The following is a 23,844-nucleotide window of genomic DNA, read 5'->3' as shown; positions in this document are numbered from 1 at the left end:
TTTCTCACATCAAGACCAGATAAGGAAGGCAATCGCACCCGGTGGTGCGGCCGGGCTTCAAACCCGGTTGGGGGCGGCAGCCGCTCCCGGGTGAGTTCGACTCTCACTGCCTTCCGCCATCTACCCCTCGCCACCACCCTGCGACAGCCCGCCTCACTTCGCAATATCAAAAAGCCATCGCGCTCCAGCGCGAAGCGCGTCACAATCGCGGCTTTTCTTTCCAGGGATAGGAGAGGTGTCTTGGGTAACCCGCCAGATGAGCGTCGGGCGTTTCATGCGCTGCGTGACCACATCGAGTGTCTGCTAGCTGAAGGTGCATCCCTCGTGGGACGTGAGCCTGTTCGGCTGAGCTTTCAGGGACGGACGCTGACGGTGCAGCACGGGATGTTGGTCAACGAGAATGGCCATCAGGATCTGATCGAGACGCTGGCCGAGCTGGAGTGGAAGAACAAGCGTACGCGCGATATGGCGATCGATATCTGTATCCGGCAGCTGGACCATGCGATCAAGGCGAGTTGCGACAAGGTTCTCGAGGGGTCGACGCCGGATAAGTCTTGAGTGCGGTGCGGTGCAATCGCCAGGTGATCGATTGGTGTTGGCTCGGTGGGCTGAAGCCCACCCTACGTTGCATGGCCATGCGATCAGGGCGTTGCGACAAGGTTCTCGAGGATTCAACGCCGATAAGTCTTGAGCCCGGCGCGGTGCAATCGCTAGGGCTTTATCGATTGGTGTCGGCTTGGTGGGCTAAAGCCCACTCTACGTAGCGCCGGCGCCTATTTCCATTGCAACGCCTGCACATGGGCGTTGGCGGGGTCGAAGTTGTCGAGCCGCATGCGTTCGGCGATGGCCGCCGCTGCGGCCTCACCCAGCGGGAACTCTTCGCGCACGGCGGCCCAGTCCGCTGGCTGCAGGCGAACCATCCAGCCCTCCCCGTAGCAATCCTGGTTGATCAGCGCCGGGCGCTTGAGTAGCGCTTCGTTCACCTCCAGCAATTCTCCACTGACCGGGCTGCGTGCCGACGAGGCGGCCTTGGCGAACTCGACCACGCCGAAGCTGCGCTCGCGCTCGATGCGTGCGCCGACGCGCTTGGGCGTGAAAGCGAATATCTGGCCGTACAGGGCGCAACCGTAGGCGGTCAGGCCGATGGTCAGGCTGCCGTCGGCCTCCTCGCGCAGCCACAGGCTGTGCTCCGGGGCGTAGCGCAGCGGGTCGGGAAATTCCAGGCCGTGCACATTCATAGGGTCAGCACCCGTTCGTATTCGAGGATCATCTGCGCCAGTTCGCCGCCGCTGGAAATTTCATCCAGCTCGGCGATCAGCGTGGCGGGGTCAAGCTGCACCCCGGGCTGGCGGCACATCAGCAATCGTGCGCCGGCCTGCTTGGCGTTGCGGATAAAGTGCAGCAGCGGCTCGCCGCCCTCCATCGCGCGTAGCGATTCGGCCACCTCGCGACGCGCCAGCTGCGTGCCCTCGCCGGTGAGGTAAAGGGTTACCTCGGCATCCATACAAGCCAGCAGCGTGGCGATATGGAAAGGCGCGGCGCAGCGTGCCGGGGTGCTGGGGCCGCCGGCGACCAAAACGAGCACGCGTTGTGGACGGTTCTGCTGCATAAATCCTCGATCGGAAAAGTCATTCGGCGAGTTAAGCCGTCAAGCGCACGTTCGCAGGCGTTCGAACCATAGCGCGAAACTATCATCACCATAGCCTACCGTTTACGAATTGATGGTCTAGGATTTTCTGCGTGCACTGAAAAGGAGATCGAGCATGTTGGCAACATTGCTACCGGCCCTTAAAGAACTCGCCCTGCCGCTAAAGCTGCAGTTGTGGGATGGCAACGAGATCGACATCGGCCCTGCCCCTTGCGTCACGTTGGTGATCAAGGACCCCAATCTGGTCACTCGGCTGGCGCAACCGAGCCTGGATATGCTCGGCGCCGCCTATGTCGAGGGGCAGATCGACCTGCTCGGGCCGGTGGGCGAAGTTATCCGTATCGGCGATGTCATTAGCCGGGCGTTGGGCAAGGACCATTTCGCAGCGCCTGCGCGGGAGGCGCACGACAAGGCTACCGATGCCGAGGCGATCGCCTACCACTATGACCTTTCCAACGACTTCTATCGGCTCTGGTTGGACCGGGAGATGGTCTATTCCTGTGCCTATTTCGAAACCGGTGAGGAGGACATCGACCAGGCGCAGCAAGCCAAGCTGCGCCTGATCTGTCGCAAGCTGCGGCTCAAGCCAGGCGAGCGGTTGCTGGATGTGGGCTGCGGCTGGGGTGGGCTGGCGCGTTTCGCGGCGCGGGAATTCGGCGCGCAGGTGTTCGGCATCACCCTGAGCCGCGAGCAGCTGGCGCTGGCCCGCGAGCGCATTGCCGCCGAGGACCTACAAGGCAAGGTGCAGCTTGAGCTGATGGATTACCGCGACCTGCCGGCCGATGGCGGTTTCGACAAGGTGGTGAGCGTCGGCATGTTCGAGCATGTCGGGCACGCCAACCTGCCGCTGTACTGTCAGCAACTGTACGGTGCGGTTCGTCCAGGCGGGCTGGTGCTCAATCACGGCATCACTTCGCGCCACCTCGATGGACGGCCGGTCAGCCACGGGGCTGGTGCTTTCATCGACCGCTATGTATTCCCCCACGGCGAGCTGCCGCATCTGGTGAACATCAGCAGCTGCATCAGCGAGACGGGACTGGAAATCGTCGATGTGGAAAGCCTGCGCCTGCATTACGCGCGCACGCTGCAGCTGTGGAGCGAACGCCTGGAAGCACATATGCAGGAGGCGAAACAGCTGGTGCCCGAACGGGCGCTGCGGATCTGGCGGATGTATCTGGCGGGCTGCGCGTACGGTTTTCGCCGCGACTGGATCGACCTGCATCAGATTCTCGCCAGCAAGCCGCTACCGGACGGCTCCCATGAGCTGCCCTGGACGCGGGCCGATCTGTATCAGTAAGCATACGCAGCCGGCCGGAGTTAGCCGGCTGCGTCGCCAGGCGGATGCCTTGTTAGCGCAATCGATGTACTACGGGTTGGCCGGATCGAAGTTCAGCCGCCCTGCAGTGATCGCTCCGCCACATGAAGCGCAGTAAACCGTAGCCACCCCCCTCGATTTGCTTGAGCACCAGCCGACGCCTGCAACGCGCAGCGCCCGGCAAGGCGCTCATGGCTCAGCGCAGTAAAAGCAGCGGCGTGCGGGTGGTGCGGATCATGCTAGTGGTGGTGCTGCCGACGAAGAACTGGCGAATCCGCGAGTGGCCGTATGCGCCCATTACCAGCAGGTCAATACCGTGCTCGGTCTGATAGGCGTGCAGGGTCGGCTCTACGTCACCGGCGCGGATGGCGATTTCGACGCTGAACCCGGCAGCGGTCAGCACGTCACGGGCGCTTTCCAGCTGGGCACGGTTGTCCGCGGTGTCGGCTGCGACCATGACCAGATGGATCGGCATGCCCTTGAACAGCGGACTGCCGGCAAGCATTTCAACACCCTTGCGGCTGGTGGCGCTGCCGTCGAAGGCGAGCATCACGCTTTGCGGTTCGCTGAAGTCGCCGGGGGCGACCAAAATCGGCCGCTGCATGGTGCGGATGACGTTTTCCAGCTGGCTGCCGATGTGCTGGATGGCATCGCCACTGTCCTCGCCCTGACGACCAATGACCAGCAGGCGCGTTTCGTCCTGCAGGTCGCGCAGTGACTCGACCAGATCACCGTGGCGCTGGCGGCAATCGGGCAGGGTAACGCCGGCGGCTATTGCTCGCTGGCGCGCGGCGTCGAGCATCATGCGGCCTTCTTCGAGCGCCAGCTTGGCGCGCTTTTCGTCCAGTGTGGCCAGTTCCTGCAGGAGGAACTCACGGCTGCCCAGGCCGATGATGCCGCTCAGATCGCCGGACGCCGGATACTGCTGGCGATCGAGCACATGCAGCAGCGTCAGGGGTGCATCCAGGCGCTTGCTGGCCCAGGCCGAATAGTCGCAAACCGCCGCTGCCTGCGGTGATCCGTCGATACAAGCCATTACGTGGGTCATTGTTGTTCTCCTGGTCAGTGGCTCATGAGCTTGTCGATGGCCTCGGGTTTGTCATGCACACCGAAGCGGTCGACGATGGTGGCGCTGGCTTCGTTCAGGCCCAGCACTTCCACCTCGGTGCCTTCGCGGCGGAACTTGATGACCACCTTGTCCAGCGCCGCCACAGCGGTGATATCCCAGAAATGTGCGCGGGACAGGTCGATGGTGACCTTGCCGAGCGCTTCCTTGAAATCGAACGCACCGGTGAATTTGTCCGATGAGCTGAAGAATACCTGCCCGATCACCTTGTAGGTGCGCTGATTGCCGGCGGCATCCAACTCCGAACCGATGTGCAGGTAGTGGCCGACCTTGTTGGCAAAGAACATCGCCGCCAGCAGCACACCCGCCAGAACACCGTAGGCCAGGTTGTGGGTGAAGACCACCACCACCACGGTGACGACCATGACGATGTTGGTGGAAAGCGGATAGCGCTTGAGGTTGCGCAGCGAATCCCAGCTGAAGGTGCCGATCGACACCATGATCATCACCGCCACCAGCGCGGCCATGGGGATCTGCCCGACCCAATCGCTCAAGAACACCACCATCAGCAGCAGCACCACGCCGGCGATCAGCGTGGACAAACGGGTGCGGCCGCCGGATTTCACGTTGATTACCGACTGGCCGATCATCGCGCAGCCGGCCATGCCGCCGAACAGACCGGAGACGATGTTGGAAACACCCTGCCCTTTGCATTCGCGGTTCTTGTCACTGGAGGTGTCGGTGAGGTCGTCGACGATGGTTGCGGTCATCAGCGACTCCAGCAGGCCCACCACGGCCAGCGCGGCGGAGTACGGGAAGATGATTGCCAGCGTCTCGAAGGTCAGCGGCACTTCCGGCCAGAGGAACACCGGCAGCGTGTCCGGCAGGTCGCCCATGTCGGCGACGGTGCGGATGTCCAGGCCGAAGTACATGGCCACCGCCGTCATCGAGAGTATGCACACCAGCGGCGACGGGATGACCTTGCCGACCTTCGGCACATAAGGGAACAGGTAGATGATGCCCAGGCCCGCGGCGGTCATGGCGTAGACGTGCCAGGTGACGTCCGTCAGCTCCGGCAACTGCGCCATGAAGATCAGAATCGCCAGCGCGTTGACGAAACCGGTGACCACCGAGCGCGAGACGAAGCGCATCAGCGAGCCGAGACGTAGGTAGCCGGCGCCGATCTGCAGCACACCGCACAGCAGCGTTGCCGCCAGCAGGTACTGCAGGCCGTGCTCGCGTACCAGCGTCACCATCAGCAGCGCCATGGCGCCGGTGGCAGCAGAAATCATCCCCGGGCGGCCGCCGACAAAGGCGATCACCACGGCGATACAGAAAGAGGCATACAGGCCGACCCGCGGATCGACCCCAGCGATGATGGAGAAGGCGATGGCTTCGGGAATCAGTGCCAGCGCGACGACGAGGCCGGACAGCACGTCGCCACGGACGTTGGAGAACCAGTTTTGTTTGATCGATTGCAGCATCGGACTATCCAGGGCAAAAGCACCACCATGCAGACCACGGGCGGCCGGCAGCGATACAAGGCGAGTTTTTGGTGATTGATTCGGCTGTCAGTCGACGAAACGCACGGACAGCAGCGTACGACCGCCCCATGACAGGCCGTCGCAATTTGACGCGAGGGGGCGAAGCGCTATGGCGGACTAAGCAGCCAGGTCATGGGTAATACGTGCTCTTTTTCTGGGCGACTCGCCGGGCGAATCGCATTCGGGGGCGGCATTCTAGTCGTAACGCAGCATTTTTACGACCGCCAATCTAGCTCCAGAGGCCATCGAGGTTGCTGAAGCCCCAGGCGGCGGGGTCTTCGCGGCCGACGATGCGGTCGCTGCATTGCGGGCTGGAGAGATCCAGCTCGACCGGCACGATCGTCGCGCGGGCACGGGTGGAATAGAACAGTTTCAGGCGCGGCGCCGTCAGCTGCTGCGCATTGTGTTCGATGACCACACCAAGCCGCCCCGACTGCAGCCGTACCAGCGAGCCCAGCGGGTAGATGCCCACCGTGCGCACGAACGCATGCAGGATCTGGGTATCGAAATGGCCCTGCCACTGCGCCATGCGCGCCAGCGAGCCCGAAGCATCCCAGGCCGTTTTGTATGGGCGATCCGAGGTGATGGCGTCATACACGTCGCAGATCGCGCCCATGCGCGCCAGCCGGCTGATCTGCTCGCCGGCCAGCCGATGCGGATAGCCGGTGCCGTCCATCTTCTCGTGATGATGCAGGCAGACATCCAGCACCGCGTCGGACACGGACGCTCCCGCACCGAGCAGGATCGCGTGACCACGCTCGGGGTGGCTGCGCATGACGGCGTACTCGTCATCGCTGAGCTTGCCCGGCTTGTTCAGCACATCCAGCGGCATGGCCATCTTGCCGATGTCATGCAACAACCCGGCAAAGCCGGCTTCCTGGACTTCCTGTTCGCTCAGGCCCAGCTGCCGGCCCAGCGCAACCATCAGCGCGCAGACGGCCACCGAATGCATGTAGGTGTACTCGTCCTTGGTCTTCAGCCGCGCCAAGCTGAGCAATGCCGAGCCATTGCGCGCCAGGGAGGCGGAAATCTGCTCCACCAGTGGCAGGCACTGCTGCGGGTCGATGGCCTTGCCCAGCCGCGCCTCGTTGAACAGCGAGGTCACTTGCTGCTTTGAGCGCTTGAGCACCTGGGCGGCGCGCTGCATTTCTTCCTGAACGCTGCATTGCTGGGCCGATGGCGCGGCCGGCCGCGCCACTACCGGCACGGCTTCTGGGACCGGCTGCACGGTCTCGGCCGCCGGCGGCGTTGCCGTTTCGATATCGACGCCCTTGCCCACGTCGATCCACACCGCCTTTATTCCGCTGCCGCGCAACGCCTGCAGGTCGGCCGGATCGGTCAGCAGAAACTTGCTGCGCCAAAAGGAGTGATCGAACCAGCTGCCGTCCAGTGCATGGACGTACATGCCAAAGCGGAGTTGGCTGACAAGAATTTTTCTAAGCAAGGCGGACCTCGACTGGATGGAGCGGGCGTGGACGCTCCGTAATAGCGATCCCTGCTGAAGCTGAAGTAACTCCCCACAGTATACAAATGATGGCATATTGCCTCTACAGAGCCAGATCAAGACTTTGGTGCTACGTCGCGTCTCGGCAATGCGCCATCTGCACCGACTATCGCTTACCATCGGCGCGTCCCGTCGCGAGCGCCGTCATGCCTGCACTGTCCAACCGCCAGCGTGTAACCCTGATCGTGGCGCTGATTCTCATCGGCCTGCTGCTGAGCATGTATTGGGCCGGGCGTCTGGCCGAGCAGCGCGCCTGGGCCGAGCGCAGTCAAGAATCCCAGGGGCAACTTGAACTCTATGCCCAGGCGATCCATACCCAGGTCGAACGCTTCCGCTCGGTGCCGGCATTGCTGGCGCTGGATAGCGACATCCAGGGGCTGCTTGCCAACCCGGGCAACCGTGCCTTGCGCCGCGAACTGAACCAGCGCCTGGAACAGCAGAATCATGCGGCCGGCTCCTCGGTGCTGTACCTGCTCGACCGCAACGGCGAAACCATCGCCGCCAGCAACTGGCGCGACTGGAGCAGCTTCGTCGGCAACAACTACGCCTTCCGCCCGTATTTCCGCGATGCGGTGAGCAACGACAGCGGGCGTTATTTCGCTGTCGGCGTCACTACCGGGATTCCCGGCTACTTCCTCTCCAGCTCGGTGAGGAATGCCGCCGGCGAGGTGCTCGGCGTGCTGGTGGTCAAGCTGGAACTGGAAGACATGCAGCGCGACTGGGTCGGCCAGCCGGGCATCCTGCTGATCGCCGATTCGCTGGATATCGTCATTCTCACCAACCGCCCGGCCTGGCGCTTCCGCTACCTGCGCCCGCTGAGCGACGAGGTGCGCAGCCGCCTGGTCGATGCCCGACGATACGCCGAACAGACGCTGCAGCCGTTGCCGAGCAGCCGTGTGCAACAACTCGCCGAGGGCAGCGAACGGCGGCTGGTAGAAGGCCCAGATGGGCGCCGCGAATACCTCTGGCAACGCTTGGCGCTGCCAGAGGAGGACTGGACGCTGCACCTGCTGCACGACCCGCAGATGGTGGTGGCCAGCGTGCGCAGCTACCGCTTGGCCGCGGCCGGGGTGTGGATGACCCTCGCCTTCCTGCTGCTCTACCTGGCGCAACGCGGCAAGACCCGCCGCGTCGAACAGCGCAGCCGCAGCGAGCTGGAGCGCCTGGTGCACGAGCGCACCCGTGAGCTACACACCGCCCAGGACGAACTGGTGCATGCGGCGCGCATGGCCGCCCTGGGGCAGATGTCAGCCGCCCTCGCCCACGAGATCAACCAGCCGCTGACCGCATTGCGCATGCAGCTCGCCAGCCTGCGCCTGCTGCTCGACAGCGGCCGCGACGGCGAGGTGCGCGAAGGCCTCGGGCATGTCGAAGGCCTGCTCGAACGCATGGCGGCGCTGACCGGCCACCTGAAGACCTTCGCCCGCAAGAGCCCGGCCGGGCTGCGCCAGCGCCTGAGCCTGGCCGAAGTGCTGGAGCAGGCCCTGCAGCTGCTCTCGCCGCGCATTCGCAGCGAGCAGGTCGAGGTGTTCCGCCAGGTGCCGGCCGAGGCCATGGTCAGTGGCGATGCGATCCGCCTCGAGCAGGTACTGATCAATCTGCTGCACAACGCGCTGGACGCCATGAGCGGGCGTCCGCAGCGACGCCTGCGCATCCTTTGTCAGCTCGCCGGCGACAGCTGGCAGCTCAGCGTGGGCGACAACGGCGGCGGTATCCCCAGCGAGCACCTGGATCAGGTATTCGAACCCTTTTTCACTACCAAACCGGTCGGCCAGGGTCTTGGCCTTGGGCTGGCAGTGTCCTACGGCATCGTCCGTGACATGGGCGGCACGCTGGAAGTCAGCAATGACGAGCACGGCGCGGTGTTTACCCTGACGCTGCCGGCTGCCGAAGCGCACGCCGCCGAGTAAACTGCCGCGACGCGACCGCGAGGAGCAGGCAATGAGCGGGCAGGTAATCTTCATCGACGACGAGGCGGCGATCCGCCAGGCCGTGCAGCAGTGGCTGGAGCTGTCCGGCTTTCAGGTGCGCACCTTCTCTCGCGCCCGCGAGGCGCTGACGGCGCTGGATCGGGACTTTCCAGGGGTGCTGATCAGCGACGTGCGCATGCCCGACCTCGACGGCCTCGGCCTGCTCGAACAGCTGGTGGCGCTGGACGCCGACCTGCCGGTGATCATGGTCACCGGCCACGGCGACGTGCCCATGGCGGTGCAGGCGCTGCGCCAGGGCGCCTACGACTTCATCGAAAAACCCTTCACCCCGGAACGCCTGCTCGACAGCGTGCGCCGCGCCATGGACAAGCGCCGGCTGGTTTGCGAGAACCGCCAGCTGCGCGAGCAGTTCGCCCGCAAGGGCCGCATCGAATCGCAGCTGCTCGGCGTGTCCCGCGCCATGGATAACCTGCGACGCCAGGTGCTGGAGCTGGCCGGGACCGACGTCAACGTGCTGATCCGCGGCGAGACCGGCAGCGGCAAGGAACAGGTCGCGCGCTGCCTGCATGACTTCAGCCCGCGCGCCGGCGGGCCGTTCGTGGCGCTCAACTGCGCAGCGATCCCGGAGACCATCTTCGAAAGCGAGCTGTTTGGTCACGAGAGCGGCGCCTTCACCGGCGCCCAGGGCAAGCGCATCGGCCGCATCGAGCATGCCGCAGGTGGCACGCTGTTCCTCGACGAGATCGAAAGCATGCCGCTGGCCCAGCAGGTCAAGCTGCTGCGCGTGCTGCAGGAAAAGACCCTGGAACGGCTGGGCTCGAACCGCAGTATCGAAGTCGACTTGCGGGTGATCAGCGCGGCCAAGCCGGACCTGCTGGAAGAGGTGCGCGGCGGGCGCTTCCGCGAGGATCTGCTGTACCGGCTGAACGTCGCCGAACTGCATATCCCGCCACTGCGCGAGCGCCGTGAGGACATTCCGCTGCTGTTCGAACACTTCGCCAGCCAGGCCGCCCAGCGCCACGGCCGCGCCGCCCCGCCGGTGACACCCGGCGAACTGACGCAACTGCTCGCCCACGACTGGCCGGGCAACGTGCGCGAACTGATCAACGCCGCCGAACGCCACGCCCTCGGTCTCAGCGCCCCGGCCCCGGCGAGCAGCAGCGGCCAGTCGTTGGCCGAGCAGATGGAAGCCTTCGAGGCGCAATGCCTGCACAACGCCCTGCAGCAGTGCAAAGGCAACATCACCGAGGTCATGACCCAGCTGCAGCTGCCGCGCCGCACCCTCAACGAGAAGATGCAGCGCCATGGGCTGAGCCGCAGTGATTATTTGCCGGCCGGTAGTGGCGACTCCTGATCACGGCGTGCTCGCACCGCCTCACTGCCAGCCCCCCGTAACGCGGCGCCACCCTACGTCTGAGCGCTCTTACGGGGGTACGCAACTCGGAAGCGCGGGAACCATCTACTTTCAACCCACCAGCGTTCGGCGCGCCACCTTGTAGGGTGGGTTTTAGCCCACCAGCGCTCGGCGACGTGGCGTGACGAACGCCAACGAGCACGCTGCCGAAGCGTAATTGATGGGCTAAAGCCCATCCTACGTCTGAGCGCTCATGCTCCGCGCGGGAGCACTGCCGCGTGAGCGTGGAACCGTTGGATCAACTGTCCAGCTCATCCAGCCGCTGCTGCAAAAAGCGTCGCTCCGGTTCCAGTTGCGCCAGTTGCAATGCACGCCGGTAGGCTTCGCGCGCTTCATCCAGGCGCCCGAGACGGCGGCAAAAGTCAGCGCGGGCCGAGTGCAGCAGGTGGTAATCCTGCAGCACGCCACGATCGAGCAGCTCATCGGCCAACCTCAGCCCCGTTCCAGGCCCATCGCGCATGGCCACGGCCACCGCGCGGTTCAGCTCCACCACCGGCGACGGGCTCAACTGCAGCAGCACGTCGTAGAGCCGGACGATCTGCGGCCAATCGGTCTGCGCGGCGCTAGGCGCTTCGGCATGCACGGCGACGATAGCGGCCTGCAGCGCGTAGGCGCCGAACGCGCGACCGGTCAGCGCCAGCTGCACCAACTGCGATCCTTCGGCAATTTGCTGCCGGTTCCACAGGCTGCGATCCTGCTCGTCCAGCCGCACCAGCTCGCCGGCCGCATCGGTGCGCGCAGCCCGGCGGGCATCGTGCAAGAGCATCAGCGCCAGCAGGCCCATCACTTCGGCATTGGGCAACAGTTCGAGGAGCAGTCGGCCCAGGCGAATTGCCTCGGCACAAAGGTCGGCGCGGGTCAGCTCGACGCCGGCCGAAGCTGAGTAACCCTCGTTGAACACCAGATAGACCACCCGCAGCACGCTCTCCAGACGCGCCGGCAGCTCGGTGCGCTCGGGCACCCGATAGGGCAGCTGGGCGTCACGGATCTTCGCCTTGGCGCGCACGATGCGCTGGGCAATGGTGGCCGGCGGAGCCAGAAAGGCTCGGGCGATCTCCTCGGTGGTCAGGTCGCAGACTTCACGCAGGGTCAGCGCCACGCGACCATCGGCCGGCAGAGCCGGATGACAGCAGGTGAAGATCAGCCGCAGACGGTCGTCTTCCATCTCATCGACCTCCACTGCCTGCGCCGCGTCTTCCAGCTGTTCGGCCAGCAGCTGCAACGAGGCATCGAAGCGCGCCCGGCGGCGCAGAGCATCGATGGCCTTGAAGCGGCCGGCGGAAACCAGCCAGGCGCGCGGATTGTCCGGAACGCCATCGCGCGGCCACTGCTGCAAGGCCGCGGCGAACGCATCGTGCAAGGCCTCTTCGGCACGATCGAAGTCGCCCAGCAGACGAATCAGCGTGGCCAGCACGCGCCGCGATTCGCTGCGGTAGACCGCCTCTACCCGCGCCGCCGTGAAATGTCCGGTCAGCGGCATGCTCAGCGCTGCGGCAGCTGGCGCAACGGCCGGACCTCGACGCAGCCAAGACTGGCCGGCGGAATCTTCGCCGCGATGGCCTCGGCCTCCTGCTGATCCGCCGCCTCGATCAAGTAGAAGCCCGCCAGCTGCTCGCGGGTTTCGGCGAACGGGCCGTCGACAACCGAGGTGACGCCGTCACGCACGCGCACCGTGCGTGCGGTTCGCACCGACTGCAGCGGCTCGCCGGCGAGCATGTGGCCGCTGGCACGCAGCTCTTCGGCACAGCTCAGGCAACGCGCGACCAGCGCATGCCACTGCTCGTCGGTCATCGCATCCACAAGCTGTTCGTCGTAATAGATCAGGCACAGGTAGTTCATGGCGGGGCTCCGTCTGCCGGCAACGGAGCAAAGCTAGCAGCCATTGAGCGACCTCGCCCGATCACGCGACGAAGACCGCAGACCAGCCTCAACCGGTCTGTTGCTGCGACGGTGCCTGATCCATGCACACCTGGCCGGTCTGCATATCGAAGGGCATCGAGAAATGCTCGTGGATCACCTTCCACTCGCCATCGCGCCGCGCCCAGACCCGCGTGCCGCGCATCCAGGCGGTCTGCAGCTCGCCTTCGGCGTTGGGTCCGCCACAATGGGTAAGCATGCGGCTGCAGGCCAGCTCGCCGCCGACATCCACATGCAGTTCATGGGTCTCGAAGAAACCTTCGCCCTGACAGAACTCGAAGCAGCGCTGCCAGTGCGCCCGGTATTCCTCAACGCCCTTGAATTGCAGTGCGCCGACCGCATCGAAGGCGACTACGTCGTCGGCGTACTGCGCCATGATCCGGTCGAGATCTTTGGCCTTGGTGGCCTGTTCAAACGTTCTGTGCAGCTGGCGAATGGCGCTCTCGTCCTGGCTATTCTGGCTGTTCATATCCGTCTCCTCTGATCGGTTTGAACGGGGTTCACCAGCTAGTCGGTCGGCACACTGGCGAATCGACAAGCGCGCAGTCTTTTTTCGGAGATCACGGAGCACAGCTGACCTGTTGAGCTAGACCACCGCGTCAGGCGGCGGCACTTTTCAAAGGCGTACCGACTGCCGGAATGATGTTGCGAATTATTATTGTTGAAATATGATAGTGGCTCTCAGATGGCACGCGCTCGAAAGCCCTCACCGTGCCTTTATCCGCCACAGCCACGCTCAACACCCGGTCAGGTTCCCATGCCCACTCTCCGCTTCCCGCGCAAAACTGCACTGCTGCCCGTCTGCCTCGCCGCCAGCTTCGCTGGTTCGCCGCTCATTGCTCAGGAACGACTCGAGGACCAGCCCCAGAGCACAGCAGCCGAGCCGGTCGAGCTGCAATCAGTGGAGATCACGGCCAGCGCCGACGCCTCTGCAGACGGCCTGACCCAGCCTTATGCGGGCGAACAGGTCGCACGCGGTGGGCGCGTGGGTATTCTCGGCAACCGCGATTACATGGAAACGCCGTTCACCTCGACGTCCTATACCTCGCAGCTGATCCAGGATCAGCAGGCGCGCAGCGTGTCCGACGTGCTGCAGAACGACCCCTCGGTGCGCGTCGCCCGCGGCTTCGGCAACTTCCAGGAGCTGTACGTGGTACGCGGCTTCCCGGTGTACTCCGACGATATTTCCTACAACGGCCTCTACGGCCTGCTGCCGCGCCAGTACGTGGCCGCCGAGTTCATCGAGCGCGTGGAAGTGTTCCGCGGTGCCAACACCTTCCTCAACGGCGCGGCGCCAGGCGGCAGCGGCATCGGCGGGGCGATCAACATTCTGCCCAAGCGCGCGCCGAACGAGCCGCTGACGCGACTGACCGTCGGTGCCGAAAACGGTGGCCAAGCCATGACCCACGCCGATATCGCCCGTCGCTTCGGCGAAGAGGAGCGCTTCGGTGTGCGCCTGAACGCAGCCAAGCGCGCTGGCGAAACCACGGTTGAGGACGAGGATCGCACCCTCGACATGTTCGCCCTCGGCCTCGACTACCAGGGCGACAACTTCCGCCTCTCCGGCGACATCGGTCACCAGTATCACTTCATCGACAACCCGCGGCCGAGCGTCACCCCAAGCGGTGGTATTCCCAGCGCGCCGGATGCCGACGACAACTTCGCCCAGCCTTGGACCTATTCGAAGGAAAAGCAAACTTTCGGCACCTTCCGCGCCGAATATGACTTCTCCGATGCCGTAACCGGCTGGCTCGCAGCCGGCGTGCGTGAGGGCGAGGAAAAGAATCGGTTGGCAAGCATGACCGCAGGCAGTTCGGGCGCCGGCACCTTCTACCGCTTCGACAACGTGCGTGAGGAGGAGGTATTCACCAGCGAAGTGGGCCTGCGCGCCCGCGGCAGAACTGGCGACGTGTCCCACGAATGGGTGATGTCGGCAGCCATGTTCGATCTGGAAGCCCGCAACGCCTACGCCATGTCGGGCAACTATGCAGCAGATATCTATCGGCCATTCGCCGCCGCGATGCCGGATGCTGTCTGGCTGGGCGGCTCGATGTCCAACCCCAACGTCACAGAGCGAACCCACACCCAGAGTCTGGCCATCGCCGATACCCTGGGCTTCATGGATGACCGTCTGCTGGTCACCCTTGGCGCCCGCCGCCAGGGCATCGAAGCCAAGAGCTACGACTACAACAGCGGTGACCGTTTGCCTTCCTACAACCGCTACAAGAACAGCCCGGTCGCCGGCGTGGTGTATCAGCTGACCGACGAGGTTTCGGTCTATGCCAACTACATCGAAGGCTTGGTCAAAGGCGATATCGCACCGGCTACCAGCGGAGGCGTCACGATCAACAATGCTGGCGACGCCTTGGAGCCTTACGTTTCGAAGCAGACCGAAGTCGGTATCAAGTATGACGGCGGTAACCTCGGCGGCAGCCTGGCCGTGTTCACCACTGACCGGCCATTCAGCACCGTTGAAGGTATCGAAACCATTGGCGGCGTCACGAGGGGCGTCTATACCGACGGCGGCGAGCAGCGCAACCGCGGTATCGAGCTGTCGGTGTTCGGTGAACCGACCTACGGTGTGCGCCTGCTGGGCGGCCTGACATTGCTCGATGCAGAGCTGACCAGCACCCAGGACGGTCTCAACGAGGGCAACCGTGCCATCGGCGTGCCACGCACCCAGGCAAATATTGGCGGCGAATGGGACGTACCCGGCACCAATGGTCTGACCCTGACCAGTCGTCTCGTCTACACCGGCAGCCAGTACGCCGATACGGCAAATGACCTCGAAATCCCTTCCTGGACCCGCCTGGACCTTGGCGCCCGCTACCGTATGGTGATCGACGAGCGTGACGTGACCCTGCGCGCCCGCCTGGATAACGCCACCGGCCGTGATTACTGGGCCTCAGTGGGTGGCTATCCGAACGCCAATTACATGGTCCTCGGCGCCCCGCGCACGCTTTCCGTCAGCGCCACGGTCGACTTCTGATGCAGGCAGTCACCCTGCGGCGGTGGGGCTGGGTCCACAAGTGGTCCAGCCTCGTCTGCACGCTGTTCATCCTGATGCTATGCCTGACCGGCTTGCCGCTGATCTTCTCCCACGAGATCGATCACCTCACCGGCAACGAAATCGAAGCGCCGGAGATGCCGGATGGTACGCCGCGCGCTTCGGTCGACCGGGTTGCGGCCGAAGCGGTGAAAGCCTATCCGGGCCTGGTGCCGCTGTACTTCTTCGCCGAGGAGGACGATCCGGACGTCTGGTACGTCAAGCTCGACACGCGGGTCGACACTGATGAAAGCGGGTCCACGCTGATCCTCTCCGATGCCCGCAGCGCCGAGGTGCTCGGCGCGCCGAACTTCGACGAAGGCTTCATGAGCGTGATGTATCGGCTGCATGTCGACCTCTACGCGGGGCTGGCGGGCAAGCTGTTCCTCGGTTTCATGGGCCTGCTGCTGATGGTGGCGATCATCTCTGGCGTGGTGCTCTACGCGCCCTTCATGCGCAAGCTGCGCTTCGGCGAAGTGCGCCAAGAACGTACCACCCGCACCCGCTGGCTGGATCTGCACAACCTGCTCGGTATCGTCACCCTGGTATGGGCGCTGGCGGTTGGCTTTACCGGTGTGATCAATACCTGGGCGGACCTGATCTTCCAGGCCTGGCAGGCTGAGCAGGTCGCGGCGCTTCAAGCCGGCAAAACGCGAGTACTGCTGGCCGCCGATGCCGGTGATGCACCCGCTGCGGACGGCTCGCTGCAGACTGCAGTCGACCGTGTACTGGCCGCTGCTCCAGACATGGCGATAGCAATGATCGCTTACCCCGGCACGCTGCGCGCCACGCCGGACCACGTTGCGGTGATCCTGCGCGGCGACACGCCGCTGACCTCGCGCCTGACCCAGGCGCTGCTGGTCGACCCGGCCGACGGCGAGGTGCTCGAAGCCGGCGCCCGCCCCTGGTATGTCACCGCGCTGCAGTTGTCCGAACCGCTGCATTTCGGCGATTACGGCGGCCTGCCGCTGAAAATCCTCTGGGGGCTGTTGGACATCCTCACCATCGTCGTGCTCGGCAGCGGCCTGTACCTGTGGCTCAAACGCAGCGCGACGGAGGTGCGCTCATGATGCGCATCTGGTTGTGGCCGGTGCTGATCGGCGTGCTGTCCACGCTCGGGCTGATCGCCGGGCTGGTCTCCGAAGGCGCGGGCGACTGGCTGAGCTGGCTGGCTCTGGCGGTACCCGTCGCCATCGGCCTGCAGGGCTTGTCACGTAGCGGCGCCCGCCCACCGCAGCGCAACGGCGTTGTTACAGCTGCAGGATCTCGGCGAGCTGATCGAAGCTGAACGGCTTGGGCAACGAACGCGCCGGCAGGTTGCTGTCGATACAGCCTTCACCGGAGACGAATACCAGCCGCAGCCATGGTTGAGTTCTCAGGGCCTCGGCTGCGAAGTCGGGGCCGGATCGGCCTGGCAGATTGACGTCCAGTAACAGGTAATCGAAACGCTGCTCGTGCAGCCCCTGCGCGGCCGCTTCCGCGTTGGGATAGCCGCAAGTGCGGTAGCCCAGCTCCTCGACCATTTCGCAGGCCAGCGTGAGCAGCTGCGGCTGGTCCTCCACCACCATTACCCACTGCTGCTCGATGGGTTTGTCGTCGCTGTGCTGCGTACCCAACAACTGGCGCACCTTGCGCGCCAGGTCCTCCTGCCGATAGGGCTTGCTCAGCAACTCCACGCCCGGATCAAGGCGCCCACCATGCACGATGGCATTGCGCGTGTAGCCGGAGGTGAACAGCACGGCGATTTCCGGCAGCAGCAGACGCGCCTGACGCGCCAGTTCGGTGCTGCTCAACGGCCCGGGCATGACCACATCGGTGAATAGAAGATCAATGGGAAGGCCGCTCTGCAGGATGCTCAAGGCGCTCTGCGCATCGTTGGCGCGCAGCACCGAGTAGCCAAGGCCGGTCAGCAGCTCGATCACCGTGGCCTGCACCGGCAGATCATCTTCGACCACCAGAATGGTTTCACTACCACCCACCACCGGCCCGACGGTGGACTGCTGGACCTGCATTTCGGGCTGCTCGGTGCGCGGCAGGTAGAGCTTTACGCTCGTGCCGGCGCCCGGCTCGCTGTACAGGCGGATATGCCCGCCACTCTGCTTGGCGAAGCCGTACGCCATGCTCAGCCCCAGCCCGGTGCCGTGGCCTTCGGGCTTGGTGGTGAAGAATGGTTCGAAGGCCTGCTCGATGACTTCAGCGGGCATGCCAACGCCGGTGTCGGATACCGCCAGCAGCACGTACTGGCCGGGCGCAACGTCGATCTGAGTGCCGGTGTAGTACTCGTCGAGCATCGCGTTACCCAGCTCCAGGGTCAGCTTGCCGCCCTCGGGCATGGCATCGCGGGCGTTGATCGCCAGGTTGAGCACGACCTGTTCCAGCTGATTGGGGTCGACCATGGTGGTCCACAGCCCACCCGCTACCACGGTTTCGATCTCGATGCGCTCGCCCAGCGCCTGACGCAGCAACTCGTCGAGATCCCGCAGCAGCCTGCCGAGATTGGTCGGCTGCGGACGCAACGGCTGGCGGCGAGCAAAGGCCAGTAGTTGTCGCGCGAGCTTGGCGCCGCGTTCGACGGCCGAACCGGCAGCATCGACCCGTTTGGCAGCGGAGCGATTGTCTTCTACCAATGGCTGCAGCAATTGCAGGTTGCCGGCAATCACTTGCAGCACGTTGTTGAAGTCGTGGGCCACACCACCGGTGAGCTTGCCGATCGCTTCGAGTTTCTGCGACTGATACAGCGCCTGGCGGCTGAGTTCGAGTTCGCGGGTGCGCTCCTCGACCAGTTCCTGCAGGCGTTCGCTGGAGCGCTGCAGCGCCTGCTGTGCCAGTACCTGAGCGGTAACGTCATGGCCTTGGCAGAAAATGCCGCTGACCTGCTCGTCCTCGCTGAAAACTGGCTGAAAGACGAAATTCACATAGCGTCGCTCAGCCTTGCCGCCGGGCTGCGGACGCACGCGCACTGCGAGGTGGCGGCCGAGGTAGGGGCGCCCGGTGACATAGACCTGCTGCAGCAGGTCGGACAGCGCACGGCTCTCCAGCTGCGGAAAGGCCTTGTAGGCAGGCAGGCCGAGCAGCTCACGGGCGCCGACCAGCTCATGGAAGGCGCGATTGGCGATCTTCAACTCGTGCATCGGGCCTTCGGTGATCGCGATGAAGCCCGGCGCCTGGTCGAACAGCCGTTGCAGGTGGGCGCGCTCCTCGCTGAGCTGACGCCCGTGCAATTCACTGGCACGGCGCTCGGCAACCAGTGCCGAAACATCGCGCAGGGTCAGGGCTGCGCCGACCACCGCACCATCTGCGGAGCAGACCGCGGCCACGACGATTTCCAACGTCCGCCCGCGGGCCGTGTCGTCCTGCTGCAGGGTCAGCGTGGTGTCGCAATCCTGTACGCGGGCCAATGCTTGACCCAGTTCAGCACTCCAGAACGGCAGTGCGCTCGCAGATCGCCTCAATACCTCGGCACGGGCCAGGCCAAACAACTCGGCGGCACCGGCACTCCAGTAAAGCACCGCTCCCGCACGGTCGAGGCCGACGATGGCGTCGCGCGCCGCGTCGATGAAGTGATGCAGGTAAAGGTCCGCCGTGGCCGACGGACGCGTGGCCGCCTGGGTACCTTCGACGGCAGCATTGACTCGTGCCAGGGTGGTACGCAACCGCGCCCGACGGCGTACGCCAGCCAGCGCCTGATCGAGCTGCTGCTCCAGCGATATGCCGCCAACGGAAACGACGGACCAACAGGGGCCAAGCAAGGGCGCAGGGCCCAGCTCGCGGTGCAGCGCGCTTGACTGCCCTTCGTTGCATAGAAACAGCAACTGGGCCGTCTTCCAATGACTGCGCAGCTGGCGAGCCAATGCCACTGGACGCGGCAGATTGGGGCCGAGCAGCACCAGTGCCGGCTGGCTCTCATCGGCCAGCAGTGCATCAGACCCGAAGCAGCGCAGCTGCAGGCCCTGTGATACAGCCCAGCTACCGACCTGCTCACGCAGGGCAGCGTCGCCCGCCTCCAGCAGCACAACCTGGTCGAGCAGCAGCTCGCTCATAGCAGTGGCAGCCCCAGCAGGCTGCGGCCAGTCCAGAGTTTGAGCAGGCCCGTAGTGGGCGTCATGACATGCCCTGCTCGCGCATCGCGCAGCAGACGGGCAACGCGACTGTTTTCTCGATACGCCGCACCGCCGCAAAGGGACATTGCCTCGTTCGCCAGGCGCACGGCGGTTTCCGCCGCTTCGGTCTTGCACGCCAGAATGTATGGCAGCGCCTCGGGGTGCGCGGCATCGCCACGGCGTGCGGCCTCACGCACCAGCGCGCGGGTTTTCACCAGCTCGGTCCAGAGTTCGCCATAGCGCACCTGCAGCGTCTCCACGTCGCGCAGGGACTCGCCGGAATGGCTGTAGCGACGCGAGTGCAGGTGCAGGCCCGCCTCGTCCAGCGCAGCCTGAGCGATGCCCAGGTAGGTGCCGGCCATGGCCATGAGGAAGAACGGCGCCACCACTTCGAACACGTACCAGACCTGATCGCCCGGCTCGCCGAGCAGGTTGCGCGCCGGCACCCGCACCTGTTCCAGGCGCAGCGGCCGGGACGAGTTGCCGCGCATGCCGAAGCCGTCCCAGGCGTCGAGCCAGTGCATGCCGGCGCCGTCCTTGTCGACGATCAGGCAGCTGAAATCGCCGGCTTCGGCGTCCGCCGCCACGGTGGAAACCACGTAGGAATCGGCATGCCCGCCGTTGGTGACGAACTGCTTGGTGCCGTCGATGACGAACTCGTCGCCGTCGGCATCCAGGCGGGTTTCCGGCAGGTAGAAATGCGCGCCGGTGCCCTGCTCGGACAGTGCCAGGGTGGTGATGTGCCGCCCCGCGGCGATCTCCCGCAGATAGTGCTCGCGCTGATGCTCGGTGGCCTTGGCGGCGATCACTGCAGTGGCCACGCAATGCATGCCGTAGCACAGTGCCGACGATGGGCAGGCCCGCGCGATGCTTTCGGTGAGCACGCAAAGCCCCAGCAGCCCCTGCCCGCGGCCGCCCAGCTCGACCGGCACCTGCAGGCCGAGCAGGCCGGCTTCGGCGAGCGCCTGCATGGAGTCGGCGGGCCAGCGGCATTCGGCGTCGACCTCGGCCGCCAGCGGGGCGATGCGATTCTCGGCCAGATCGGTGGCGATGCTCTGCAATTCGACTAGCTGAACGGGGAGCAAATGGTCCATGAGACGTCCTGGATTCTGGAAAGGCCGGCATCCACCCGGGTGCATATCAGACCCTGGCGGTCAGGTATTGTTCGCGCCACCGCACGGCGGGAGCATCACGCCACGACGGCGGTCATAGTCGCATGACTTCATCGGCAAAAGGCAAACGGCCCATGCGCCTCCGACTCGCACTGGCTCTGCTGGCCGGCGCACTACTGACCCAGGGCGCCCATGCCGGGAACGACGACATGCATATTCTGATCGGCAGCTACACGCACGACAGCGACAGCCCCGGCGTGCTGCGCCTGCGCTTCGATCCCGCGCAGGGGCGGCTCGAACCCGAACCCCTGCAGACACTGGCCGGCGACAACCCGTCCTGGCTGATGCTGGACGAGCGACGCGGGCGGCTCTATGCCACCCACGAGAACGGCCCGGCCCATGCCGACCCGGTCGGCCGCGTCGGCGCCTGGCAGCGCGACGCCAAGGGCGACTACCATCCCATCGGCCAGACCATCACCCTCGGCGACGAGCCCACCCATGCCAGCCTCAGTCACGACGGTCGCTACCTGTTCGTCAGCAACTACGGTTCGCGCCCCAACCCCGGCGGCAGCCTGGCGGTCCTGCCGCTGGCCGAGGATGGCCGGCCCTTGCCGGTCACGCAGATCGCCGCGCACCAGGCCAGCGGTGTGCATCCCGAACGCCAGCGCTCGGCCCATGTACATTCGGCGGTGCCCAGCCCGGACGGCACGCGTCTGTTGGTCAGTGACCTGGGCGCCGACCGGGTGTTCGTCTACCGCTACGACCCGAGCCATACCGAACGCCCGCTGCGGCCGGACGAGCCCGCCAGCATCGAGCTGCCCGCGGGCAGCGGCCCGCGCCATCTGGTGTTCCACCCCAATGGCAAACACGCCTATCTCGCCCTGGAGCTGAGCGCCCAGGTGGCGGGCTTCGACTACACCGACGGCACCCTGACCCGCCGGCAGCTGCTGGACCTCAAAGAGGCCGATAGCGAAGTACGTCATTCACCCGGCGCGATCCACACATCGGCCGATGGCCGCTTCCTCTATGTCAGCGACCGCGGCGACTACAACCACATCATCGCCTTCGCCATCGAAGCCGACGGCACGCTGCGCGAAATCCAGCGCCGCCCGAGCGAAGGTCGCGAACCACGGGAATTCGCCATCACGCCGGACGGGCGTTTCATGCTGATCGCCAATCAGCTGAGCGACAGCCTGGTGCTGCTGCGCCGCGACCCGGACAGTGGCCTGCTGGGCGAAACGCTGCAAACCCTGACGCTCGGACGGCCGTCGGATATCAAGCTGCTCGCGCCGAACTGAAGCGCGACGTTTCAGGACAGCCAGCAGGCGACCCGATCGCGCCCTGAATTACGCCGATGGCGGCATCAACGCCCGGCAACCGCGTCGAGCGTGACGTCGATCACCCCGCGCGCGTTCAGCGCTCCGGCTGCTCGCCATCGGGCAGTGCCTCTTCGTCGCTCACCTCCTCGGCCAGCCCCGGCGGCACGTTGTAGGCGCCACCCGGGACGTCGCTCTCATCGCCGCCAGCAATCTCACCCTGGGTCGAGGTGGTTTCGGGGTTCTGTTCGTGGGCAGCACCGCTCTGATCGATGGACTCGATGCTCTCGCGGCCCGGTTCGTTCTCGCTCATACGCACTCCTCGTTCGCTGTCGAAACCCCGGCCGATCCGGGGTGCCTGGTAAGTGTAGAAAGAGCCGCGCGCTCGGAAGTTGCAGCGTTAGCCCGGCTTTCTGGACCAATGGCCACTCGGCGGGGCAGCTGAACTAAACCAGCAGCGCGGCAGCCAAAACTCAACTGGAACTGCCATAGAACAGAATCATGCAACTGACTTCCCGCAGCCTGCCGAGCACCCCTGCCATCAACCCGGAGCCGGAACAGCCGTCACGGGCGCTGTACTTCGCCCTCGTCCGCGAGGTCGACCAGCACGCGCGGGAGAATGCCGCCGATTACCTACGCACCCAGCTCGAAGCGGCCGCCGCCCTGCCCTGCGACCTGCCGGCGGACCCCGCCGGTCTGGACGCCTGGGTGCTGCAGCGCACCGAAGCAGTCGGCCTTCAGTACCAGGCCTATCTCGAGCAGCGCCGTGCCGGCGGTCCGCGCCGCTATTTCGCCAGCAAGGCCCATGCGTTGCACTTCCTGCGCGGCGTGGCGCCGACCAAGCTGGTCGATGGCGCCTGGCTCTATGGCCTGCTGCAGCGCTGGGACGATGCGCGCTTCACCGCGCTGATCCAGACCTATCTGGAAGAGCTCGGCGAAGGCCTGCCGGAAAAGAACCACGTGGTGCTCTACCGCAAGCTATTGGCCAGCCAAGGCTGCGACGACTGGCAGGATCTTGATGAAGACCACTTCGTCCAAGGCGCCATCCAGCTCGCACTGGCCGAACATGCCGAGCAGTTCCTGCCGGAAGTGATCGGCTTCAACCTGGGTTACGAACAGCTGCCGCTGCACCTGCTGATCACCTCCTACGAGCTGACCGAGCTGGGCATCGATCCCTATTACTTCACCCTGCACGTCACCGTCGACAACGCCGACAACGGCCATGCGAAAAAGGCCGTTCAGGGCCTACTGGACGCCCTGCCGCTCGTTGGCGACAGCGCGGAGTTTTATCGACGGGTGCGCACCGGCTACCGCCTCAACGACCTCGGCGCCAGCACCACCTCAGTGATCGGCGACTTCGACCTGCCTCGCGAAGTGCAGCGCATTCTCGAGAAGAAGGCCGCCGTAGGCCAGTTCGTGCATTCCGACTACTGCCGTTTCGAGGGCCGCACGGTCAATCAGTGGCTGGCCGAGGACGTCGAGCAGTTCCTCGCGGTGCTGGACAAGCGCGGCTGGATCAAACGCGGCCACGACCCGCAGGAAAGTCGCTTCTGGCAACTGATTGTCGGCGAACAGGCGCCAATGTTCGGGGTATTCAGCCTCTACGAACAGCAGATGATCCACGACTGGATCGCTGGGGATTGGCAGGCCGATGGCAAGCGCAGCCCGCGCGGAGCCCTGCTGCAAAGACAAGCGCTGTTCAACGCCCGACGCGCGCCGCAGGGGCCCAGCGCCCCGCAACCAGTGGAAGTCGCCAGCAGTAACGATTTCGACGAAGAACTGCAGCTGCTCGAACAACAGGTGGCGCGTCTGCCTGATCGCGCCGCTCGCATGCGCCTACTGCTACCGCTGCTGGCCCCGCAGCGTCACCACACCGCCGCCGGCCTGCTGGCCACGCGGCTGTTCAACGGACTGTTCAACTGAAGGCACTA

20 protein-coding genes and 1 tRNA gene are annotated in these 23,844 nt (G+C 65.1%); 10 read left to right on the top strand and 11 right to left on the bottom strand.

Features of this window, described 5'->3' with window-relative positions:
- The first annotated feature begins 23 nt into the window (after positions 1-23).
- Positions 24-119, top strand: a tRNA-Sec gene (locus tag AAEZ08_RS08195).
- A 121-nt stretch (positions 120-240) separates the two neighbouring features.
- A complete protein-coding gene (locus tag AAEZ08_RS08190; protein WP_036991784.1) occupies positions 241-558 on the top strand; it encodes a hypothetical protein in 318 nt (105 codons plus the stop codon).
- A 215-nt stretch (positions 559-773) separates the two neighbouring features.
- On the opposite strand, the gene AAEZ08_RS08185 is transcribed toward AAEZ08_RS08190, so the two are convergent.
- Positions 774-1,238, bottom strand: coding sequence for a glycine cleavage system protein H (locus tag AAEZ08_RS08185; protein WP_500124062.1), 465 nt, complete (start codon positions 1,236-1,238; stop codon positions 774-776).
- On the bottom strand, positions 1,235-1,609 hold the full coding sequence (locus tag AAEZ08_RS08180) for a DsrE family protein (RefSeq protein ID WP_003284098.1): 375 nt from the start codon (positions 1,607-1,609) through the stop codon (positions 1,235-1,237). Before AAEZ08_RS08180 ends, AAEZ08_RS08185 begins: the two co-directional genes overlap by 4 nt.
- Positions 1,610-1,763: 154 nt before the next feature.
- Between AAEZ08_RS08180 and cfaB the strand changes: the two genes are divergently transcribed.
- Complete coding sequence (cfaB, locus tag AAEZ08_RS08175; RefSeq protein WP_500124061.1) at positions 1,764-2,945, top strand: C17 cyclopropane fatty acid synthase CfaB; 1,182 nt, start codon at positions 1,764-1,766, stop codon at positions 2,943-2,945.
- Positions 2,946-3,159: 214 nt separating this feature from the next.
- Here cfaB and AAEZ08_RS08170 read toward each other — a convergent pair whose 3' ends face one another.
- The 3 genes from AAEZ08_RS08170 to AAEZ08_RS08160 form a co-directional block, all read right to left on the bottom strand.
- Positions 3,160-4,011, bottom strand: a complete 852-nt coding sequence (locus AAEZ08_RS08170; protein ID WP_181067391.1) for a universal stress protein — start codon at positions 4,009-4,011, stop codon at positions 3,160-3,162.
- A 14-nt stretch (positions 4,012-4,025) separates the two neighbouring features.
- Positions 4,026-5,513, bottom strand: coding sequence for a SulP family inorganic anion transporter (locus AAEZ08_RS08165; RefSeq protein WP_500124060.1), 1,488 nt, complete (start codon positions 5,511-5,513; stop codon positions 4,026-4,028).
- A gap of 289 nt (positions 5,514-5,802) precedes the next feature.
- Complete coding sequence (locus AAEZ08_RS08160; RefSeq protein WP_500124059.1) at positions 5,803-7,017, bottom strand: cyclic di-GMP phosphodiesterase; 1,215 nt, start codon at positions 7,015-7,017, stop codon at positions 5,803-5,805.
- 206 nt (positions 7,018-7,223) lie between these two features.
- Here AAEZ08_RS08160 and AAEZ08_RS08155 point away from each other — a divergent pair, with 206 nt between their 5' ends.
- The gene (locus AAEZ08_RS08155) at positions 7,224-8,987 is read left to right on the top strand and encodes a sensor histidine kinase (RefSeq protein WP_500124058.1); all 1,764 of its coding nucleotides are present in this window, start codon (positions 7,224-7,226) and stop codon (positions 8,985-8,987) included.
- Positions 8,988-9,018: 31 nt separating this feature from the next.
- The gene (locus AAEZ08_RS08150) at positions 9,019-10,362 is read left to right on the top strand and encodes a sigma-54-dependent transcriptional regulator (protein ID WP_500124057.1); all 1,344 of its coding nucleotides are present in this window, start codon (positions 9,019-9,021) and stop codon (positions 10,360-10,362) included.
- 298 nt (positions 10,363-10,660) lie between these two features.
- Here the strand turns inward: AAEZ08_RS08150 and AAEZ08_RS08145 are convergent, their stop codons facing one another.
- The 3 genes from AAEZ08_RS08145 to AAEZ08_RS08135 all read right to left on the bottom strand — a co-directional run bounded on the left by AAEZ08_RS08145 (position 10,661) and on the right by AAEZ08_RS08135 (position 12,808).
- Positions 10,661-11,902, bottom strand: a complete 1,242-nt coding sequence (locus tag AAEZ08_RS08145; protein ID WP_500124056.1) for an RNA polymerase sigma factor — start codon at positions 11,900-11,902, stop codon at positions 10,661-10,663.
- Positions 11,903-11,904: 2 nt separating this feature from the next.
- A complete protein-coding gene (locus AAEZ08_RS08140) occupies positions 11,905-12,261 on the bottom strand; it encodes a YciI family protein (RefSeq protein WP_500124054.1) in 357 nt (118 codons plus the stop codon).
- Positions 12,262-12,349: 88 nt separating this feature from the next.
- A complete protein-coding gene (locus AAEZ08_RS08135) occupies positions 12,350-12,808 on the bottom strand; it encodes a YybH family protein (protein WP_500124053.1) in 459 nt (152 codons plus the stop codon).
- A 288-nt stretch (positions 12,809-13,096) separates the two neighbouring features.
- Here AAEZ08_RS08135 and AAEZ08_RS08130 point away from each other — a divergent pair, with 288 nt between their 5' ends.
- Genes AAEZ08_RS08130 through AAEZ08_RS08120 form a run of 3 tightly spaced genes read left to right on the top strand, consistent with a single transcriptional unit; the run spans position 13,097 to position 16,673 of the window.
- Positions 13,097-15,328: a TonB-dependent receptor gene (locus tag AAEZ08_RS08130; RefSeq protein WP_500124052.1), complete on the top strand. Its 2,232-nt coding sequence runs from the start codon at positions 13,097-13,099 to the stop codon at positions 15,326-15,328.
- Positions 15,328-16,455: a PepSY-associated TM helix domain-containing protein gene (locus AAEZ08_RS08125; RefSeq protein WP_500124051.1), complete on the top strand. Its 1,128-nt coding sequence runs from the start codon at positions 15,328-15,330 to the stop codon at positions 16,453-16,455. The genes AAEZ08_RS08130 and AAEZ08_RS08125 overlap by 1 nt, the downstream gene beginning before the upstream one ends.
- Complete coding sequence (locus AAEZ08_RS08120; RefSeq protein WP_500124050.1) at positions 16,452-16,673, top strand: hypothetical protein; 222 nt, start codon at positions 16,452-16,454, stop codon at positions 16,671-16,673. The genes AAEZ08_RS08125 and AAEZ08_RS08120 overlap by 4 nt, the downstream gene beginning before the upstream one ends.
- Here the strand turns inward: AAEZ08_RS08120 and AAEZ08_RS08115 are convergent.
- A complete protein-coding gene (locus AAEZ08_RS08115) occupies positions 16,636-19,425 on the bottom strand; it encodes a response regulator (RefSeq protein ID WP_500124049.1) in 2,790 nt (929 codons plus the stop codon). The genes AAEZ08_RS08120 and AAEZ08_RS08115 overlap by 38 nt on opposite strands.
- Positions 19,422-20,579 (bottom strand): acyl-CoA dehydrogenase family protein, encoded by a 1,158-nt coding sequence (locus AAEZ08_RS08110; protein WP_500124048.1) that lies wholly within the window; start codon positions 20,577-20,579, stop codon positions 19,422-19,424. Before AAEZ08_RS08110 ends, AAEZ08_RS08115 begins: the two co-directional genes overlap by 4 nt.
- 152 nt (positions 20,580-20,731) lie before the next feature.
- Here AAEZ08_RS08110 and AAEZ08_RS08105 point away from each other — a divergent pair, with 152 nt between their 5' ends.
- Positions 20,732-21,895 (top strand): lactonase family protein, encoded by a 1,164-nt coding sequence (locus tag AAEZ08_RS08105; RefSeq protein WP_500124047.1) that lies wholly within the window; start codon positions 20,732-20,734, stop codon positions 21,893-21,895.
- A gap of 115 nt (positions 21,896-22,010) precedes the next feature.
- Here AAEZ08_RS08105 and AAEZ08_RS08100 read toward each other — a convergent pair whose 3' ends face one another.
- Complete coding sequence (locus AAEZ08_RS08100) at positions 22,011-22,226, bottom strand: hypothetical protein (RefSeq protein ID WP_084902900.1); 216 nt, start codon at positions 22,224-22,226, stop codon at positions 22,011-22,013.
- Positions 22,227-22,414: 188 nt separating this feature from the next.
- Between AAEZ08_RS08100 and AAEZ08_RS08095 the strand changes: the two genes are divergently transcribed.
- A complete protein-coding gene (locus tag AAEZ08_RS08095; protein ID WP_500124045.1) occupies positions 22,415-23,836 on the top strand; it encodes an iron-containing redox enzyme family protein in 1,422 nt (473 codons plus the stop codon).
- Positions 23,837-23,844: the final 8 nt, after the last annotated feature.

This window comes from Pseudomonas sp. E45-MNA-CIBAN-0222 (assembly GCF_040310405.1).
Lineage (GTDB): Bacteria > Pseudomonadota > Gammaproteobacteria > Pseudomonadales > Pseudomonadaceae > Stutzerimonas > Stutzerimonas stutzeri_AC.
This window is presented reverse-complemented; position numbering and strand designations above follow the sequence as displayed.

What these genes read in the sequence shown, in the direction of transcription:
- AAEZ08_RS08185 (WP_500124062.1), bottom strand. Translation starts at nt 1,238, where the DNA reads ATGAATGTGCACGGCCTGGAATTTCCCGACCCGCTGCGCTACGCCCCG.
- AAEZ08_RS08180 (WP_003284098.1), bottom strand. Translation starts at nt 1,609, where the DNA reads ATGCAGCAGAACCGTCCACAACGCGTGCTCGTTTTGGTCGCCGGCGGC.
- cfaB (WP_500124061.1), top strand. Translation starts at nt 1,764, where the DNA reads ATGTTGGCAACATTGCTACCGGCCCTTAAAGAACTCGCCCTGCCGCTA.
- AAEZ08_RS08170 (WP_181067391.1), bottom strand. Translation starts at nt 4,011, where the DNA reads ATGACCCACGTAATGGCTTGTATCGACGGATCACCGCAGGCAGCGGCG.
- AAEZ08_RS08165 (WP_500124060.1), bottom strand. Translation starts at nt 5,513, where the DNA reads ATGCTGCAATCGATCAAACAAAACTGGTTCTCCAACGTCCGTGGCGAC.
- AAEZ08_RS08155 (WP_500124058.1), top strand. Translation starts at nt 7,224, where the DNA reads ATGCCTGCACTGTCCAACCGCCAGCGTGTAACCCTGATCGTGGCGCTG.
- AAEZ08_RS08150 (WP_500124057.1), top strand. Translation starts at nt 9,019, where the DNA reads ATGAGCGGGCAGGTAATCTTCATCGACGACGAGGCGGCGATCCGCCAG.
- AAEZ08_RS08145 (WP_500124056.1), bottom strand. Translation starts at nt 11,902, where the DNA reads ATGCCGCTGACCGGACATTTCACGGCGGCGCGGGTAGAGGCGGTCTAC.
- AAEZ08_RS08140 (WP_500124054.1), bottom strand. Translation starts at nt 12,261, where the DNA reads ATGAACTACCTGTGCCTGATCTATTACGACGAACAGCTTGTGGATGCG.
- AAEZ08_RS08135 (WP_500124053.1), bottom strand. Translation starts at nt 12,808, where the DNA reads ATGAACAGCCAGAATAGCCAGGACGAGAGCGCCATTCGCCAGCTGCAC.
- AAEZ08_RS08130 (WP_500124052.1), top strand. Translation starts at nt 13,097, where the DNA reads ATGCCCACTCTCCGCTTCCCGCGCAAAACTGCACTGCTGCCCGTCTGC.
- AAEZ08_RS08125 (WP_500124051.1), top strand. Translation starts at nt 15,328, where the DNA reads ATGCAGGCAGTCACCCTGCGGCGGTGGGGCTGGGTCCACAAGTGGTCC.
- AAEZ08_RS08120 (WP_500124050.1), top strand. Translation starts at nt 16,452, where the DNA reads ATGATGCGCATCTGGTTGTGGCCGGTGCTGATCGGCGTGCTGTCCACG.
- AAEZ08_RS08115 (WP_500124049.1), bottom strand. Translation starts at nt 19,425, where the DNA reads ATGAGCGAGCTGCTGCTCGACCAGGTTGTGCTGCTGGAGGCGGGCGAC.
- AAEZ08_RS08110 (WP_500124048.1), bottom strand. Translation starts at nt 20,579, where the DNA reads ATGGACCATTTGCTCCCCGTTCAGCTAGTCGAATTGCAGAGCATCGCC.
- AAEZ08_RS08105 (WP_500124047.1), top strand. Translation starts at nt 20,732, where the DNA reads ATGCGCCTCCGACTCGCACTGGCTCTGCTGGCCGGCGCACTACTGACC.
- AAEZ08_RS08100 (WP_084902900.1), bottom strand. Translation starts at nt 22,226, where the DNA reads ATGAGCGAGAACGAACCGGGCCGCGAGAGCATCGAGTCCATCGATCAG.
- AAEZ08_RS08095 (WP_500124045.1), top strand. Translation starts at nt 22,415, where the DNA reads ATGCAACTGACTTCCCGCAGCCTGCCGAGCACCCCTGCCATCAACCCG.